This is a genomic window from Ruicaihuangia caeni (assembly GCF_040536845.1).
In the GTDB taxonomy this organism is placed as follows: domain Bacteria; phylum Actinomycetota; class Actinomycetes; order Actinomycetales; family Microbacteriaceae; genus Ruicaihuangia; species Ruicaihuangia caeni.
Genome location: NZ_CP159582.1, coordinates 1,618,709 through 1,635,705 on the forward strand (window position 1 = coordinate 1,618,709; position 16,997 = coordinate 1,635,705).

Genomic DNA, 16,997 nt, shown 5'->3' on the forward strand with positions numbered 1-16,997 from the left:
TTGCTCTTGCTCTTGCTCTTGCTCTTGCTCTTGCCGTTGCCGTTGCCGTTGCCCTTGCCCTTGCCCTTGCTGTTGCTGTTCCCGTTGCCCGGTCTCCGGCCACGCCTACGCTCGCGGGACCCGGCCGCGCTTCAGTCGCCCCGACATCCGTTTCGCGCGAGACTGCCCCGTAGGCCGCGCTACCGCCCCGGCATCCGCTTCTCGCGAGGGTTTGGTGCAGCCGCGCGGGTAGTAACCGTCGCGCTTGCAGCAAACCCTCGCGCGAGGGTAGACCGCTCGCCACCCTCGGTAGTCCGGCACGCGGCCGGTGCGGGGCAAGCGGTTGCGTTCTCGCGAGGTTTGGTGCAGCCGCGCGGGTTGCAACCCTCGCGCCTGTAGCAAACCCTCGCGACGGCAGGCGCGCTCGCCGCAGCGATCCGACTCAGCCCTAGACGAGCGGCGCCATGAACTCCGCGATGTCGAGCAGTTCCTGATGCACGACTTCGTGTGCCATCCCCGGATACGGCCGATACGTCAGCGTCGAGTGCTCCGGCAGCCACTCCCGCGTGTACTCGATGAAGCGCGGGTTGATGACCTGATCGGCCGAACCCATGCCCCAGAACACCGGTGGCTTGCGCTCGGCCAGCGCAGCATCCCCCTCGTGAGGAGTGGGCACGACGAAGCCCGAGAGGTTGATCGCGTACCCGAACTGCTCGGGGCGGTGGCGCATGAGTTGTGCGCTCATCGCGCCGCCCTGCGAGAAGCCGAGCAGACCGACCGAGGTGAAGGCCTGCGCGTCGAGCCACTCGAGCACGGCAGCGGATGCCGCGTCGATCTCCCGCGCCCGCGCCTCGTCGTCGGGGTTCGGCTCGAACCACGACCAGCCGCCGCCGTAGCGGTTCGGCGCGCGCAGTGACGCGACCACCGGCTCCTTGGGCAGGTAGGGAGTCAGGCTGAAGAGGTCGCCCTCATTAGAGCCGAGCCCGTGCATGACGACCAGCAGGGGTCGACCCTCGCGTTCGCTCTCGGCAGCCGACCAGAGCACAGCATCCGCATCGATTCGCATCCTTCGATTCTGCTGCATGCCGTCTGCCCGAGCGCCGAGACCGCCAGCGGCGCCCGGCCGCCCGGGTCACGATTCGGTGAAAGCGGCCGCTCGGCCCGCGTCCATGTCGGGCGCCGGAACTCGGCAGTGCTGCAAGGCAGGAGGAACTCCCAATGGATTGGGCCTCGATCTTCGTGCCGTCGATTCCCGTGCTGGAATCGGTGGTGCGAGGCTCTCTCGTGTTCATCGGACTGATGGTTCTGCTCAGGATCACCGGGCAGCGCGAGTCCGGTTCGCTCGCGCTCACCGACCTGCTGGTGATCGTGCTCATCGCCCAGGCGATCGGGCAGGGGCTCGCCCCTGAGTCCACTTCGATCACCGATGGGTTCATCTCGGTGCTGACGATTCTCGCGTGGAGCATCGCCTCGATGCGCTGGCATACCGGTTCCCTCGGGTCAGGCGCGTGCTCAAACCGAGCAAGCAACCGCTCATCGAGAACGGCCCGCCGAACAAGCACGCGATGCGTCGCGAGTTCCTCAGCCGTGCAGAACTGGAGGCTCAGCTTCGGCTGCAAGGCATTGAAGACATCGAGCACGTGCGCGTGGCCTATCTGGAGCCGAACGGCATGATCTCGGCGTTCCGGAAGGATGCCGGCGACGTCGAGCCAACGCCGAGGCCACCCGAGAGCTGAGGGAGCAGTGCGCGCCACTCAGCCGTGAGTCAGCCGCGAAACCTCAGGGGAGCACGCCGGCCGAAGCGAGCGCTGCCCGCAGCAGGGTGCCGCGGCCGCCCTCCATCTCGCTGACGATGCGCGGCGAGGCCGCTTCTTCTGGAGTGAACCAGGTGAGCTCGAGGGCGTCCTGACGGGGATCGCACGTGCCCGTGACCGGGACGATATAGGCGAGTGACACCGCGTGCTGGCGGCTGTCCATATAAGGAGTGAGCCCCGGCAGGGGAAAGTACTCAGCAACCGAGAACGGCACTGGCGACGCCGGCAACTGTGGGAAGGCCATCGGCCCCAGATCGTTCTCGAGGTGACGGAACAGCGCATCGCGCAGGGTCTCCCCGTACATGACGCGGCCCGACACGATGGTGCGCGTGATCTCGTCCTCCGAGTTCGCGCGCATCAGGAGGCCGACCTCGGTCACTACGCCGAGTCCGTCGACCCGCACCGGCACGGCCTCGACGTAGAGCACCGGCATCCGTCGCCGGTACATCGCGAGCTCATCGTCAGAGAGCCACGCCGAGTTGGGGTCTGGAGTGCCCACGGAAGCCATGTTCCATTCTTACCCGAGGGCCGGGCGCAACGGGCGCGAGTTCGCCGAGCGCGCACGATTGGGCGAGGGGTCGGCCGACGTGCGGTTCAGTTCCGCAGCCAGCGAGCCAGCGAGCCAGCGAGCCAGCGAGCCAGCCAGCCAGCCAGCCAGCAAGCCGGCCGGCAAGCCAGCCGATCGATCGGTGGTCGACAGCTCATCGCCGCCGACCACCTTGAGCGATCAGCCCTGTGCGCGGCGGCCGGGACGGCGCTCGACCCGCGGCGCAGCAACGCGCTGCTGACCGGCGGATGCTGCGCGACCGCTCGCGGCGCTGGAGCGTGCGGGGCCGGTGGCTCCGCTGCGTTGGCCGCCGAGCGCGCCTGAAGCATTCGAAGTGGCGGCGTTGGCACCGCCGGCGGCGCTGCCGCCACGCCGGCGACCACGACCGCCCCGACTGCGTGCCGGTGCAGCGCCATCGCGACTCGAGTTCGAGTTGCGCGTCGACGATCGTTGCTGGGCCGCCTGAGGGGCTCCGGCCGGGGCGGGCGCGACATACGCCGCGACCTCGCCGACGAGCGCCGCCACCTCGGGCGACTCGGCGTGCACCGCGAGCGGGCTCACCGTGATGGCGGCCTTCTTCAACAGCATCCGCACGTCGTCGCGTTGCGAGGGCAGCATGATCGTGACGACATCACCCTCCGCACCGGCCCGCGCAGTGCGGCCGGAACGGTGCAGGTACGCCTTGTGCTCGGCCGGCGGGTCGACGTGCACGACGAGTTCGACATGGTCGACGTGCACGCCGCGGGCGGCGACGTCAGTGGCCACGAGCACGCGTGCCGCCCCGCTGCCGAACGCCTGAAGGTTGCGGTCTCGCTGCGGTTGCGAAAGGTTCCCGTGCAGATCCACTGCCGGGATGCCCGACTGCGTCAGCTGCCGGGCCAGCTTCTTGGCCTGGTGCTTGGTGCGCATGAACAGGATGCGGCGGCCGGTGCCCGAAGCGAGCGTGCGCACGAGCTGCGTCTTCGCTTCGGCGGTCTCTGCCATGAACACGTGGTGCGTCATGGCGGCGACGGGCGAGTTGGCCTCGTCGACGGAGTGCAGCACCTCATTGCGAAGGAACCGCTTCACGAGCTTGTCAACGCCGTTGTCGAGCGTGGCGCTGAACAGCAGACGCTGGCCGCCCGCCGGGGTGGCGTTCATGATGCGCGTGACACCCGGGAGGAAGCCGAGGTCGGCCATGTGGTCGGCCTCATCGAGCACGGTGATCTCGACCGCGTCGAGACTGATGAAGCCCTGCTGCATCAGATCTTCGAGCCGTCCAGGGCAGGCGACGACGATGTCGACACCGGCCTTCAGAGCGGTGACCTGGCGGTTCTGGGAGACCCCGCCGAAGATCGTCGTGGTCACGAGGCCGTATGCCTTCGCGAGCGGCTCGATCGCCGTGGCGATCTGCGTGGCGAGCTCGCGGGTCGGTGCGAGCACGAGGCCCAGCGGACGCCCGGCGCGACGCTTGCCACCGGCGAGCGAGGTGCCGAGTCGGGCGACGAGGGGGATCGAGAACGCGAGCGTCTTGCCCGATCCGGTCTTGCCACGGCCGAGCACATCGCGGCCGTTCAGGCTGTCGGGCAGCGTGTCGGCCTGGATCGGGAAGGCTGAGGTCTTGCCCTCGGCCTCGAGCACCGAGGCGAGGGGAGCGGGCACGCCGAGCGCGCGGAAGGACGTTGACGACGCAGCGGTCGCCGGTGAAGTAATAGACAAAGAGGAATTCCTGATTCGTTGCACCCTCGCGCACGATCAGTGCCGGTCGCGAGAGCGGATAGGCGAAGATGCCGACGGCATATTCGTTCGCCGAGAGAAAGTGTCGAACGGGCCGGATCAGAGTGAATCGGCCGGGCCCGTGAGGGAAGCGCTCGCGACGCACGAGCGCAGAATCGCGCTCACAGTGGTTCAAGTCTAGCGGCACGAAGCTGGGCGCTCGCCCGCGCGCCCGAACCGGGCAGCCGCCTGGCCAGCAGAGGCGGCGGCGAGACTACGTGAATGACCACTCCGAACCGGTGCTTGTGCACATTCGCGTAGTGTCGCGTCACACTCCAGGGTGGGCACGGCGACGCGGTTAGCATCGCGGCGTGAGCCTTGACGAAACTCTCCCCACAAGCTCCGACCCGTGGGCCGGTCAGCGTCGCTACCAGGTGCGCTTCGACTGGGGCGGGGCTGGCGCCGCTCGCATCGCAGACGGCGCCGATGTGACGGTCTGGGTCGATCAGGTGCGCACGGATGCCGCGGGCTCGCCGAGCGCCTTCACGCCATTTGTCGTCGAGGGCTCCCTGCAGAACGCGGTCGCCGTCGCCCAGTGGGTGCTCGCGCGTCAGGAGGAACGCGGCGATCGGTTCACCGTCGCCGTGGTCGCCGCGGGTCATGCGGTGAGCGCAGTCGTTCCGGCCCGCGATCCTGACGCCGGTGGGGAGACGGATGCCGCGGAGCCTCGCTTCGCCGTCGAAGACCTGTTCGCGGCGGGGGCGGTCGTCGACGCGCTCACCGCCGTGGGTCTCGACCACTGCTCGCCCGAGGCGGCGGCTGCGGCTGCGGCGTACGCGGGACTGCGCGGCGCGATGAAGCATCTCGTGAAGAACGCGGCATCCGTCGTCGAGCACGGCGTCACCACGGTCGACTTCACGCCATCAGACGACGTGGTGGTGCTGCACTCGCCGCGGTGATCAGTGCGCCCGGTGATCTGCGCGCCCCGGGTGATCGGCGCGCACGCGATCGACGCGCCGCCGTGGGCGGCTCAGCGGACGAAGCGCACTTCGCAGATCTCTTCGCCGAGCAGCGTCTCCATGCGCTCGGCGCCGTCGGCGACCATGCCGTTGCGACGGTAGAAGCTGTGCGCACGAGCGTTCTGCTTGGGCACCCAGAGGTAACCGGGCCGGTCGCCGCACGCCGCGTCGAACAGCTGCTGACCGATTCCGGTGCCCTGATACTGCTGCAGCAGATAGATGTAGTACAGCTCGCGCTCGCGCGGGGCGTCTTCATCCCGCGCGGGTCCCGAGCCGACGAAGCCGACGATCTCACCCTCGACGAGTGCTGCGAACTGGTTGTACTCGTCGCCGAGACTCGCCCAATGGTTCCAGAGCTCGGCCATGCGACGGGGTGAGAGGTTCTCGAGAGCGGCCTTGCTCACGAGCTGGTCGTAGGTCTCGTGCCAACAGGCGGCGTGCACACGCCCGAGCGCCTCGGCATCGGTGGTGCGGACAGGTCGAACAACAACGTTGGTGCTCATACGGTGAGCGTACGACCACGACGGCCCATGAAGAAATCGGGAAGTGCGTCGCCGACGGCGGGTGCGAACACTGCATGTCGACCATGCGGTGCCGACATGCGATGCCGACACGCGGTGTCAGCGCGCGTGGGCCAGCAGCCCGGTGTCAGCAGTGCAGTGTCAGGCGGCGCGCTCGCGGCGCAGCCAGCTGATGGTGTTCGCGGGATCGTAGCGGCGTGAGCAGATGCCGCACGCCAGCTTCGACTTCGGCCGGCGGTATCGGTAGTGCCGGTGACCGCGCGGGCACGTGCCGATCCATGACGCGAACTCGTCAGCGATGGGGCCGTCGTGCGTGCGCTCGCCGACGTAGCCGAGCTCACCCGCGATGCGCTTCCACTCCTTGCCGTGACCCGCGCCCGGCCCGGCGAGAGCGTGCGCGACTTCATGCAGCAGCACCTGGTGAATCGCATCGTCGTCGAACTTGGCGGCGAGGTGGCGCGAGACCGTGATGCGGCGGTCGCCGTAGTGACACGCGCCGGCGCGACGCTTGGCGTGGTCGAATTCGAAACGCCAGGTGTCATCGAGGTGCAAGCGGATCAATGCCTCTGCCCACCGGCGCACGCGGTCGAGCTCGGCCACTACTGCGCTCCGCGCTCGGAAGCGCCTCCTTGGTCGAGGCGCTGGCCGTCGGCGTCGCGCAGGTCGAAGAGCGGGGTGTCGGTGCTCGCGGGGTCCACCGCGGGTGCATCGATGACGGCAGCGGGTTCGCCGCTCGAGGGCGCCGAGGCCGCTGACCACAGGCCACCGCCGACTCCACCGCCGAGTCCACCGCCGGCTCCGATACCAGCGCTCGCCGAGGCGGCGCCGGTGCGCGGCACCAGCGCGTCGGTTCCGCGAGGGCGCACGCCTTCGACGGCGTCGATCGACGCGGCGACGTCGCCCTCATGCAAGGCGGATGCCGCGGCGCTCATGTCGACCGGCGCAAGGCTACCGGCGTGCGCGGGCGCAACGTGCTCGAGGTCGGGAGCGGCAGTGCCGGCGCCGGCGGCATCCGCCCGTCCGTGCTGCACTAGCTCCGGCGCGACGAATGACTCCGCGACCGCGACCGCGACCATCGAGCTGTCGATCTGGTTCGCGCTCGCCTTGATGCGCACCCGGATGGTGAGCGCCTCACGGAAATCACGAAGCGCCTTCTCGTACTCGCGCTGGTCGAACCATACCTTGCCGCGATGCTGCAGTGCGAAGGCTTCTGCGGCGGGCCAGTCGTGCGCGTTCGCCTCGTTGGCGCAGTCGGTGAGCTCCACGAGCGCCGTCTCGTACTTGCCCTGATACTGCTGCACCTGAGCGCGGCGCACCCGTGCGAGCACGAGCTCTTCACGGTCGCCGCCGAAGCGAGCGAGACGCACGGCGGCGTTCGCCACGTCGAGCGCCTCGTCGAGCTGGCCGGCCAGACGCAGCAGCCCGACCTTCTCATTGAGTGCCGACGTGCTGCGAAGCTCGCCGATCTCCTCGAGCCGAGCGCCCAGCGCCTGCAGGTCGACCTTCTCTCGAAGCGTGACCGGGTCGTACCCCAAAACAATGCTCACGATGTGTCCCTACCGGTGTGGTGCTTCCACAGGCTAACCCCGGCCGCTCACATCGAGCCGCACCTCCATCAGCCTGTCGTCACCCTGGCGCGGCGTGCCGCGTGCGGTGTTGTTCGTGAGCAGCCAGAGCGTGCCGCCCGGGCCGGCCACCGCATCGCGCAACCGGCCGTACTCGCCTCGGTACCACTCGCGCGGCTCGCCGATCGCGGACCCCGAGACATCAACCGTCCAGAGGCGTTCGCCCCTGAGCGAGGCGATGAAGAGCGTGCCGCCGATGACCGCGATCCCGCTGGGGCTCGCCTGGTCAGTGCGCCACTGCAGCACCGGGTCGATGAATCGCGCCGACTCGCACGCGGGCGACCCGGGCTCGGCGCATTCCGCCCGGCCTTCGACAGCGGGCCATCCGTAGTTGCCGCCCGCTTCGATGAGGTTGAGCTCGTCCCAGGTGTTCTGCCCGAACTCCGATGCCCACAGCCGCCCGGTGGAGTCCCACGCGATGCCCTGCACGTTCCGGTGTCCATATGAGAAGACCGGGCTGTGTCCGAAGGGGTTGTCGTCGGGCACGCGTCCCTCCGGGGTGACGCGCAAGATCTTGCCGCCGAGGGAATCGAGGTTCTGTGCGTGCTCGGTGCTACCGGCGTCTCCCGTCGTGATGTACAGCATCCCGTCATGGCCGAACGCGAGGCGCCCGCCGTTGTGGTTGCCTGCTTTGGGGATGCCCTTCAGCACGAGCGTCGGCGCGCCGAGCGAGCGCTCGCCGGACTCGCCGAGCAGCGGCATCCGCATCACGCGATTGTCATCTACGGCAGTGAAGTAGGCGTACAGCTCATCGCCGAGCGGCGAGAGCGCGATGCCGAGCAGACCGCCTTCGCCACCGGCTTGGACGCCGGCGACGACACCTGCCTCTCGTACGTCACCGGATGCCGTCAACTCGAGCACGCGGGCCGTATCGCGTTCGCTCATCAGCGCCGCTCCGTCGCCCAGCGAGATCACCGACCACGGCACCTCGAGCCTCGTCGCCAGGTCCCGGGGCGCGCCCGCCGGCTGCAGCAGCTGCGCGCCATTCGGGGCCGACGGCGCAGTAGGCGGAACCGTAGAGGATGGGTCGGTCGGGTTCGGGTCCGAGGTCGGCCCGCTGCCGGCCGGGGCGCAGCCCGTCACGACGAGCGCGGCGAGGGCGAGGGCGGCTCCGAGGAATCTTGCCGCTGCTCTCGCGGTGGCTGTGCCCGGTCTCGCCTGACGCACGGTTCAGTCCTCGGGATTCTCGCCGGGCCGTTTCTCGTCGGACCGCTTGTCGCTTGGCCGCTTCTGGCCGAACACCGAGGTGGCGGGGGAAGGGGAGGCCACCGCCGTGGCGTCGGTCACGATTCGCGCGCCCGCGATCCAGTGGCGCAGTTCCTTGCCGATCACGAGCTTCGCGGGGTGCGGCCCGCCTGCGAGGAGCCTCGGCATCCACTCGACGGGCAGTTCCGAACGGGATGCCGCAAGCACCACATTGCCGAACCTCCGCCCCTTCAAGATCTGCGGTTCCGCGAGCACCGCCACCTCGGCGAACACCGCCGCCATGGTCGCCGCCTGGCCGCGCGCGAAGGCGAGCCCGGGGCCGTCTGCGATGTTCACCACGACGACACCGTCGGGTGTGAGGAGGTCGGCGACGAGCCGGTAGAACTCGACGCTCGTGACATGCGGGGGAATACGCGACCCGCTGAACACGTCGACGACGACGAGGTCGGCACTCTGGCGAAGCCCCTGCGGAAGCTTGCCGAGCACCTCGCGCGCGTCACCGTAGCGCATTCGGATCGAAGCGCCTCGCGGCAGGGGCAGCGTCTCCCGCACGAAATCGATGAGATCGGCTTCGAGCTCGATCACCTGCTGTCGCGATCCCGGCCGCGTCGCGTCGACGTACCGGGGGAGCGTGAGGGCCCCCGCGCCCAGGTGAACGGCGGTGATCGGTCCAGGCGGCAACTGGTCGATCACATGTCCGATGCGCTGCACGTACTCGAAGAACAGCTGCGTCGGGTCGTCGAGATTGACGTGGGACTGCGGGGTACCGTCGACCACCAACTGGTACGCGCCGGGCACCCAGCGGTCCGGCGCGATCTCGGCTCTGAGGCCGCTCAGCTTGAGAGTTGTCGCGGGCACGGTCCTATTCTTTCCTGAGCGCGAGCCCCTAAATACCCCAGGAACGCAGCAAGGTCAAGAACGAAGTGGACACGGCGAGCCGAGCCGACCTATAGTAGTTGTTTGCGCTCCATGATCGTTCATGCCGTCATATTGCGGATGGCAGCGCACCCCGAGTATAGCGGCGGGGTGGATCTGAGATGAGCATTCTCCTTTCCGACATGCCACGGCCCATTGGGCCTCCGGAGGTTATTTCCCTTGGCTGCTGCGCGCAACGCATCACCTGATAAGTCCAAGTCCTTCAAGAACGGCCGATCCGCATCACGGCTCTCGTTCGCCAAATACTCCGACACGCTGGCGGTTCCTGACCTGCTCGCTCTGCAGACCGAGAGCTTCGAATGGCTCATCGGAGACGACGCCTGGCGCGCCCGCGTCGGCGACGCCGGGCAGCAGTCCGGGCTCGAGGAGATCTTCGAAGAGATCAGCCCGATCGAAGACCTCGCCGAGACGATGCAGCTCTCGTTCGCGAACCCCGAGCTCGAAGAGCCGAAGTACTCGATCGACGAGTGCAAGGAGCGCGGCAAGACCTACGCTGCGCCCCTCTACGTGAACGCCGAGTTCATGAACCACCAGACCGGTGAGATCAAGACCCAGACGGTCTTCATGGGCGACTTCCCGCTCATGACCGAAAAGGGCACCTTCATCGTCAACGGCACCGAGCGCGTCGTCGTGTCGCAGCTCGTCCGCAGCCCGGGCGTGTACTTCGAGCGCACGCAGGAGAAGACGTCCGACAAGGACATCTTCTCGGCGCGCATCATCCCGAGCCGCGGCGCGTGGCTCGAGTTCGAGATCGACAAGCGCGACCAGGTGGGCGTGCGAATCGACCGCAAGCGCAAGCAGTCGGTCACGGTGTTTCTCAAGGCCCTCGGTCTCACCACTGAGGAGATCCGCGACGAGTTCAAGGGCTTCCCCTCGATCGAGCTGACCCTTGAGAAGGACACCATCCTCACCAAGGAAGACGCGCTCAAGGACATCTACCGCAAGCTGCGCCCGGGCGAGCAGGTGGCGGCCGAGGCGGCGCGTGCGCTCCTCGACAACTTCTACTTCAACCCGAAGCGCTACGACCTCGCGAAGGTCGGTCGCTACAAGATCAACCAGAAGCTCGGCCTCGACGCGCCGATCAGCGACTCGGTGCTCACCGTCTCCGACATCGTCGCGACGATCAAGTACCTCGTCGCTCTGCACGACAACCAGACCATCACCGGCGTTCGCGGCGGCAAGAAGGTCGAGATCACCCCTGACGTCGACGACATCGACCACTTCGGCAACCGCCGCATCCGCGCGGTGGGCGAGCTGATCCAGAACCAGGTGCGCACCGGCCTCAGCCGCATGGAGCGCGTCGTGCGCGAGCGCATGACCACGCAGGACATCGAGGCGATCACGCCGCAGACCCTGATCAACGTGCGCCCCGTGGTTGCCGCGATCAAGGAGTTCTTCGGAACCTCGCAGCTCTCGCAGTTCATGGACCAGAACAACCCCCTCGCGGGCCTCACCCACAAGCGCCGTCTCTCGGCGCTCGGCCCGGGTGGTCTGAGCCGTGAGCGCGCCGGCGTCGAGGTGCGCGACGTGCACCCCTCGCACTACGGCCGCATGTGCCCGATCGAGACGCCTGAAGGCCCGAACATCGGCCTGATCGGCTCGCTCGCGACCTTCGCGCGCATCAACTCGTTCGGGTTCATCGAAACTCCGTACCGCAAGGTCGAGAACGGCAAGGTCACCGACCAGATCGACTACCTCACCGCGAGCGAAGAGGACGAGTACCTCATCGCGCAGGCGAACACCCCGGTGAACGCCGACGGCACCTTCGCCGAGTCGAAGGTCCTCGCCCGCCCGAAGGGCTCCGAGGTCGTGTTCGTCGACGCCGACCGCGTCGAGTACATCGACGTGTCACCGCGCCAGATGGTGTCGGTCGCCACCTCGCTCATCCCCTTCCTCGAGCACGACGACGCGAACCGTGCGCTCATGGGCGCCAACATGCAGCGTCAGGCGGTTCCGCTGCTGCGCAGCGAGAGCCCCATCGTCGGCACCGGCATGGAGGGCTTCGCCGCGATCGACGCGGGCGACGTCATCACCGCCGAGAAGCCGGGTGTGGTGGCCGAGGTCTCGGCCGACGTGGTCAGCGTGCAGCTCGACGAGGGCGGCGTGCAGTACTACTACCTGCGCAAGTTCGACCGTTCGAACCAGGGCACGAGCTACAACCACCGCGTGGTGGTCAACGCCGGTGACCGCGTGGAAGCCGGCGAGGTCATCGCCGACGGCCCCGCGACCGAGAACGGCGAGCTCGCACTCGGCAAGAACCTGCTCGTGGCATTCATGCCGTGGGAGGGTCACAACTTCGAAGACGCGATCATCCTCAGCCAGAACCTGGTGAAGGACGACACCCTCTCCTCGATCCACATCGAGGAGTACGAGGTGGATGCCCGTGACACCAAGCTCGGCAAGGAGGAGATCACTCGCGACCTGCCCAACGTGTCGCTCGACCTCCTGAGCAACCTCGACGAGCGCGGCATCATCCGCATCGGCGCCGAGGTCCGCCCCGGCGACATCCTCGTCGGCAAGGTGACCCCGAAGGGCGAGACCGAGCTGAGCGCCGAGGAGCGCCTGCTCCGCGCGATCTTCAACGAGAAGAGCCGTGAGGTGCGCGACACCTCGCTCAAGGTGCCCCACGGTGAAGAGGGAACCGTCATCGCGGTCAAGGAGTTCTCCGCTGACAACGATGACGAGCTCGGCTCGGGCGTGAACCAGCGCGTGGTCGTCTACATCGCGCAGAAGCGCAAGATCACCGCCGGTGACAAGCTCGCGGGCCGCCACGGCAACAAGGGCGTCATCGCGAAGATCCTCCCCGTCGAAGACATGCCCTTCCTCGAAGACGGCACGCCGGTCGACGTCATCCTCAACCCGCTCGGCGTTCCCGGCCGCATGAACTTCGGCCAGGTGCTCGAGATCCACCTCGGGTGGGCGGCCAAGCAGGGCTGGGAGATCGAGGGCAATCCTGAGTGGGCCGCGAGCCTGCCCGAGGGTGCCCGCGAGGTCGCGCCCGGCACGAAGGTTGCGACGCCCGTGTTCGACGGCGCCTCGCAGGCCGAGATCACGGGTCTGCTCGACTCGACCCTGCCGACCCGTGATGGTCAGCGTCTCATCGACCAGACCGGCAAGGCACGCCTGTTCGACGGTCGCTCGGGTGAGCCGTACCCCGACCCCATCTCGGTCGGCTACATGTACATCCTCAAGCTGCACCACCTGGTCGACGACAAGATCCACGCGCGCTCGACCGGTCCGTACTCGATGATCACCCAGCAGCCGCTCGGTGGTAAGGCGCAGTTCGGTGGTCAGCGCTTCGGTGAGATGGAGGTGTGGGCGCTCGAGGCATACGGCGCGGCATACGCCCTCCAGGAGCTCCTCACCATCAAGTCCGACGACATCCTCGGCCGAGTCAAGGTCTACGAGGCGATCGTCAAGGGCGAGAACATCCAGGAGCCCGGTATTCCCGAGAGCTTCAAGGTGCTCATGAAGGAGATGCAGTCGCTCTGCCTGAACGTCGAGGTCCTCTCGGCCGACGGCACCACGCTGAGCCTCAAGGACACGGATGACGAGGTCTTCCGCGCCGCTGAGGAACTCGGCATCAACATCTCCGCCCGCTTCGAGTCCTCGTCGGTCGACGAGATCTGAGCCGGGACCACTGGACACGTTCGACGTTTTTCATGAGAGAGAGAACATTGCTCGACGCAACCTCATTTGACGAGCTGCGGATCGGCCTCGCGACGGCCGACGACATCCGCAAGTGGTCCTACGGCGAGGTAAAGAAGCCTGAGACCATCAACTACCGCACGCTGAAGCCCGAGAAGGACGGCCTCTTCGGCGAGCAGATCTTCGGCCCCAGCCGCGACTGGGAGTGCGCCTGCGGCAAGTACAAGCGGGTGCGCTTCAAGGGCATCGTGTGCGAGCGCTGCGGCGTCGAGGTCACCAAGAGCTCGGTGCGCCGCGAGCGCATGGGCCACATCGAGCTGGCTGCTCCGGTGACGCACATCTGGTACTTCAAGGGTGTGCCGAGCCGCCTCGGCTACCTGCTCGACATGGCGCCGAAGGACCTCGAGAAGGTCATCTACTTCGCCGCGTACATGGTCATCTCGGTCGACGAGGAGGGGCGCCACGAAGACCTGCCCGACCTCGAGAACGAGCTGCGTCTCGAGCTGAAGACGCTCGAGAGCCAGCGTGACGCTCGCATCGCCGAGCGCATGAAGACGCTCGAGGACGACCTCGCCGCGCTGGAAGAGGAAGGCGCGAAGGCCGACCAGAAGCGCAAGACCAAGGACGCCGCCGAGAAGGAGATGGCGCAGCTCCGCAAGGGCTACGACGAGCAGATCAACCAGCTCGAGCGCGTCTGGGACGACTTCCGCAACCTGAAGGTCGGAGACCTCAAGCCTGAGGACAGCGTCTTCCAGGAGCTGCAGGACCGCTACGGCCAGTACTTCGAGTCGTACATGGGCGCGGAGGCAATCCAGCGTCGCCTCCAGAGCTTCGACCTACAGGCCGAGGCAGAAGATCTGCACGACCAGATCGCCAACGGCAAGGGCCAGAAGAAGATCCGCGCGATCAAGCGTCTGCGCGTCGTCAACTCGTTCCTGCAGACCGGCAACTCGCCGGCGGCGATGGTGCTCGACGTCGTTCCGGTGATCCCGCCGGAGCTGCGCCCGATGGTGCAGCTCGACGGTGGCCGCTTCGCGACGAGCGACCTGAACGACCTGTACCGCCGTGTGATCAACCGCAACAACCGTCTCCGTCGTCTGCTCGACCTCGGCGCTCCCGAGATCATCGTCAACAACGAGAAGCGGATGCTGCAGGAGGCCGTCGACGCGCTGTTCGACAACGGCCGCCGTGGTCGCCCCGTGACCGGCACCGGCAACCGTGCGCTCAAGAGCCTCAGCGACATGCTGAAGGGCAAGCAGGGCCGGTTCCGTCAGAACCTGCTCGGTAAGCGCGTGGACTACTCGGGCCGTTCGGTCATCATCGTGGGTCCCCAGCTGCAGCTGCACCAGTGCGGTCTGCCCAAGCAGATGGCGCTCGAGCTGTTCAAGCCGTTCGTCATCAAGCGACTGATCGACCTGGGCCACTCGCAGAACATCAAGAGCGCCAAGCGCATGGTGGAGCGTTCGCGTCCGCAGGTGTGGGACGTGCTCGAGGAGATCATCCGCGAGCGCCCCGTGCTGCTGAACCGTGCGCCCACGCTGCACCGTCTCGGCATCCAGGCGTTCGAGCCGCAGCTCGTCGAGGGTAAGGCGATCCAGCTCCACCCGCTCGTGTGTGCTGCGTTCAACGCCGACTTCGACGGCGACCAGATGGCGGTGCACCTGCCGCTCTCGGTCGAGGCTCAGGCCGAGGCCCGCATCCTGATGCTCGCCTCGAACAACATCCTGAAGCCGTCCGACGGCCGCCCGGTGACCCTGCCCTCGCAGGACATGATCATCGGCCTGCACCACCTGACCTCGGTCGCGGCGGGCGCTACCGGCGAAGGTCGCGCGTTCTCCTCGGTCGCCGAGGCGATCCTCGCGAAGGACCAGGGCACTCTCGACCTGAACGCCCTCGTGAAGATCCGCATGTCGGGCGAGAAGGTCGGCGGCGAGCGCGTGCTCAAGGAGACGACCCTCGGTCGCGCCCTGTTCAACGAGATGCTGCCCGCTGACTACCCGTGGGTCGAGGCTGTGGCCGACAAGGGCCGCCTCTCGCAGATCGTCAACGACCTCGCAGAGCGGTACCCCAAGGTGACCGTCGCCGCGACGCTCGACGCGATCAAGGACGCCGGCTTCTACTGGGCCACTCGCTCGGGTGTGACCGTCGCCCTCAGTGACGTCATCACGCCTCCGAACAAGGCCGAGATCGTGGCCAAGTACGAGCAGCAGGCGCAGAAGATCCAGGACCAGTTCGAGAAGGGTCTGACGACCGACCTCGAGCGCCGCCAGGAGCTCATCCAGATCTGGACCAAGGCGACCGACGAGGTCGCGGCGGCCATGCGTGAGCACTTCCCCGAAGACAACACCATCAACCGCATGGTGACCTCGGGCGCTCGTGGTAACTGGCTGCAGGTGCGCAACATCGCCGGTATGCGCGGTCTGGTGAACAACCCCAAGGGTGAGATCATCCCGCGCCCGATCATCAACTCGTACCGCGAGGGCCTGTCGGTGGCGGAGTACTTCATCGCCACGCACGGTGCGCGTAAGGGTCTGGCCGACACGGCGCTTCGTACCGCCGACTCGGGCTACCTGACCCGTCGTCTCGTGGACGTCTCGCAGGATGTCATCATCCGCGAGGACGACTGCGGCACCAGCAAGGGCCTCGACTTGCCGATCGCCGTGCAGGACCACACCGGTGCCTGGACGCGCGACCCGAACGTCGAGAACTCGGTGTACGCCCGCTCGCTCGCCGCTCCCGCGGTGAACGAGGCCGGTGAAGTGATCGCGGATGCCGGTGCCGACGTCGGTGACGTGCTCATCGAGACGCTGGTCGCCGCCGACGTGCGCAGCATCAAGGTGCGCTCGGTCCTCACCTGCGAGTCGGCTGTCGGCGTCTGCGCCGCCTGCTACGGGCGTTCGCTCGCGACCGGTCAGCTGGTCGACATCGGTGAGGCCGTCGGCATCATCGCCGCGCAGTCGATCGGTGAGCCCGGCACGCAGCTGACGATGCGTACGTTCCACACGGGTGGTTCGGCATCCGCCGACGACATCACCCAGGGTCTGCCGCGTGTCACCGAGCTGTTCGAGGCGCGCACCCCGAAGGGTGCCTCCCCGATCGCCGAGGCCGCCGGCCGCATCACGATCGAGGACACCGAGCGTCAGCGCCGCCTGATCCTCACGCCCGACAACGGCGATGAGCCTGTGATCTACCCGGTGCTGAAGCGCGCCACGCTGCTCGTCGAAGACGGCCAGCATGTCGAGCTCGGGCAGCAGCTGCACGTCGGCAACCTCGACCCGAAGGAGGTGCTGCGCGTCCGCGGTGAGCGTGCCGTGCAGCAGCACCTGGTCGAGGGTGTGCAGGGCGTGTACCGCTCGCAGGGCGTGCCGATCCACGACAAGCACATCGAGGTCATCGTTCGCCAGATGCTGCGCAAGGTCACCGTGATCGATCACGGCGAGACCGAGCTGCTGCCCGGCGAGCTGGTCGACCGCTCGCGGTACAACACCCTCAACCGGGCTGCGCTCGTCGAGGGCAAGAAGACCGCGTCGGCACGCGCCGAGGTCATGGGTATCACCAAGGCGTCGCTCGCGACCGAGTCGTGGCTGTCGGCCGCGTCGTTCCAGGAGACCACCCGGGTGCTCACCCAGGCGGCCATGGAAGGAAAGCGCGACCCGCTGCTCGGCCTCAAGGAGAACGTGATCATCGGAAAGCTGATCCCGGCCGGCACCGGCCTGTCGCGTTACCGCAACGTGACGGTCGAGCCGACCGAGGAAGCCCGCGCCGAGCGCTACCCGAACCGCATCTTCGCGGACGACGGCGGCTTCAGCGACGCGGACCTCAGCTTCGTCGACTTCGACAGCTTCACGTCGGAGGAGTTCCCGAGCGACAACGTGCAGTAGCGGCATCCGTCGATCGAGCGGGTCGATCCCCTTGACCCGCTCGATCGATTGAGTCGTCGCACTCAGCGGGAGGCCCCCGGCACCACGCCGGGGGCCTCTTCGCGTCTTCGCGAAGCGTCGCCGCGT

Annotated in this window: 12 protein-coding genes; 4 read left to right on the top strand and 8 right to left on the bottom strand. The window is 67.6% G+C overall.

The genetic code is table 11. From position 1 onward, the window contains the following. Positions 1-427 precede the first annotated feature (427 nt). Complete coding sequence (locus ABV606_RS07530; protein WP_353987260.1) at positions 428-1,045, bottom strand: alpha/beta hydrolase; 618 nt, start codon at positions 1,043-1,045, stop codon at positions 428-430. Between the two features lie 391 nt (positions 1,046-1,436). Here ABV606_RS07530 and ABV606_RS07535 point away from each other — a divergent pair, with 391 nt between their 5' ends. Continuing rightward, a complete protein-coding gene (locus tag ABV606_RS07535; protein ID WP_353987261.1) occupies positions 1,437-1,715 on the top strand; it encodes a DUF421 domain-containing protein in 279 nt (92 codons plus the stop codon). Positions 1,716-1,758: 43 nt separating this feature from the next. Here the strand turns inward: ABV606_RS07535 and ABV606_RS07540 are convergent, their stop codons facing one another. Next, entirely contained in the window at positions 1,759-2,301 is a 543-nt protein-coding gene (locus ABV606_RS07540; protein WP_281488306.1) for an NUDIX hydrolase family protein, read from the bottom strand. A gap of 219 nt (positions 2,302-2,520) precedes the next feature. Further along, positions 2,521-4,038 carry a DEAD/DEAH box helicase gene (locus ABV606_RS07545; protein WP_353987262.1) on the bottom strand — a complete coding sequence of 506 codons (1,518 nt, stop codon included), beginning with the start codon at positions 4,036-4,038 and terminating at the stop codon, positions 2,521-2,523. Positions 4,039-4,406: 368 nt separating this feature from the next. Here ABV606_RS07545 and ABV606_RS07550 point away from each other — a divergent pair, with 368 nt between their 5' ends. Then, complete coding sequence (locus tag ABV606_RS07550; RefSeq protein ID WP_353987263.1) at positions 4,407-4,994, top strand: hypothetical protein; 588 nt, start codon at positions 4,407-4,409, stop codon at positions 4,992-4,994. A gap of 71 nt (positions 4,995-5,065) precedes the next feature. Here ABV606_RS07550 and ABV606_RS07555 read toward each other — a convergent pair whose 3' ends face one another. The 5 genes from ABV606_RS07555 to ABV606_RS07575 all read right to left on the bottom strand — a co-directional run bounded on the left by ABV606_RS07555 (position 5,066) and on the right by ABV606_RS07575 (position 9,264). Next, entirely contained in the window at positions 5,066-5,557 is a 492-nt protein-coding gene (locus tag ABV606_RS07555) for a GNAT family N-acetyltransferase (protein WP_281488309.1), read from the bottom strand. A 159-nt stretch (positions 5,558-5,716) separates the two neighbouring features. After that, on the bottom strand, positions 5,717-6,175 hold the full coding sequence (locus tag ABV606_RS07560; protein WP_281488310.1) for a SprT-like domain-containing protein: 459 nt from the start codon (positions 6,173-6,175) through the stop codon (positions 5,717-5,719). Beyond that, positions 6,175-7,122, bottom strand: a complete 948-nt coding sequence (locus ABV606_RS07565; protein WP_281488311.1) for a tetratricopeptide repeat protein — start codon at positions 7,120-7,122, stop codon at positions 6,175-6,177. Before ABV606_RS07565 ends, ABV606_RS07560 begins: the two co-directional genes overlap by 1 nt. Positions 7,123-7,155: 33 nt before the next feature. Continuing rightward, complete coding sequence (locus ABV606_RS07570; protein WP_353987264.1) at positions 7,156-8,367, bottom strand: PQQ-dependent sugar dehydrogenase; 1,212 nt, start codon at positions 8,365-8,367, stop codon at positions 7,156-7,158. Positions 8,368-8,370: 3 nt separating this feature from the next. Further along, complete coding sequence (locus ABV606_RS07575) at positions 8,371-9,264, bottom strand: spermidine synthase (protein WP_353987265.1); 894 nt, start codon at positions 9,262-9,264, stop codon at positions 8,371-8,373. 237 nt (positions 9,265-9,501) lie between these two features. Here ABV606_RS07575 and rpoB point away from each other — a divergent pair, with 237 nt between their 5' ends. Both rpoB and rpoC read left to right on the top strand, forming a co-directional pair. Further along, positions 9,502-12,972, top strand: coding sequence for a DNA-directed RNA polymerase subunit beta (gene rpoB, locus ABV606_RS07580; RefSeq protein WP_281488314.1), 3,471 nt, complete (start codon positions 9,502-9,504; stop codon positions 12,970-12,972). 47 nt (positions 12,973-13,019) lie between these two features. Next, entirely contained in the window at positions 13,020-16,871 is a 3,852-nt protein-coding gene (gene rpoC / locus ABV606_RS07585; protein WP_281488595.1) for a DNA-directed RNA polymerase subunit beta', read from the top strand. Positions 16,872-16,997: the final 126 nt, after the last annotated feature.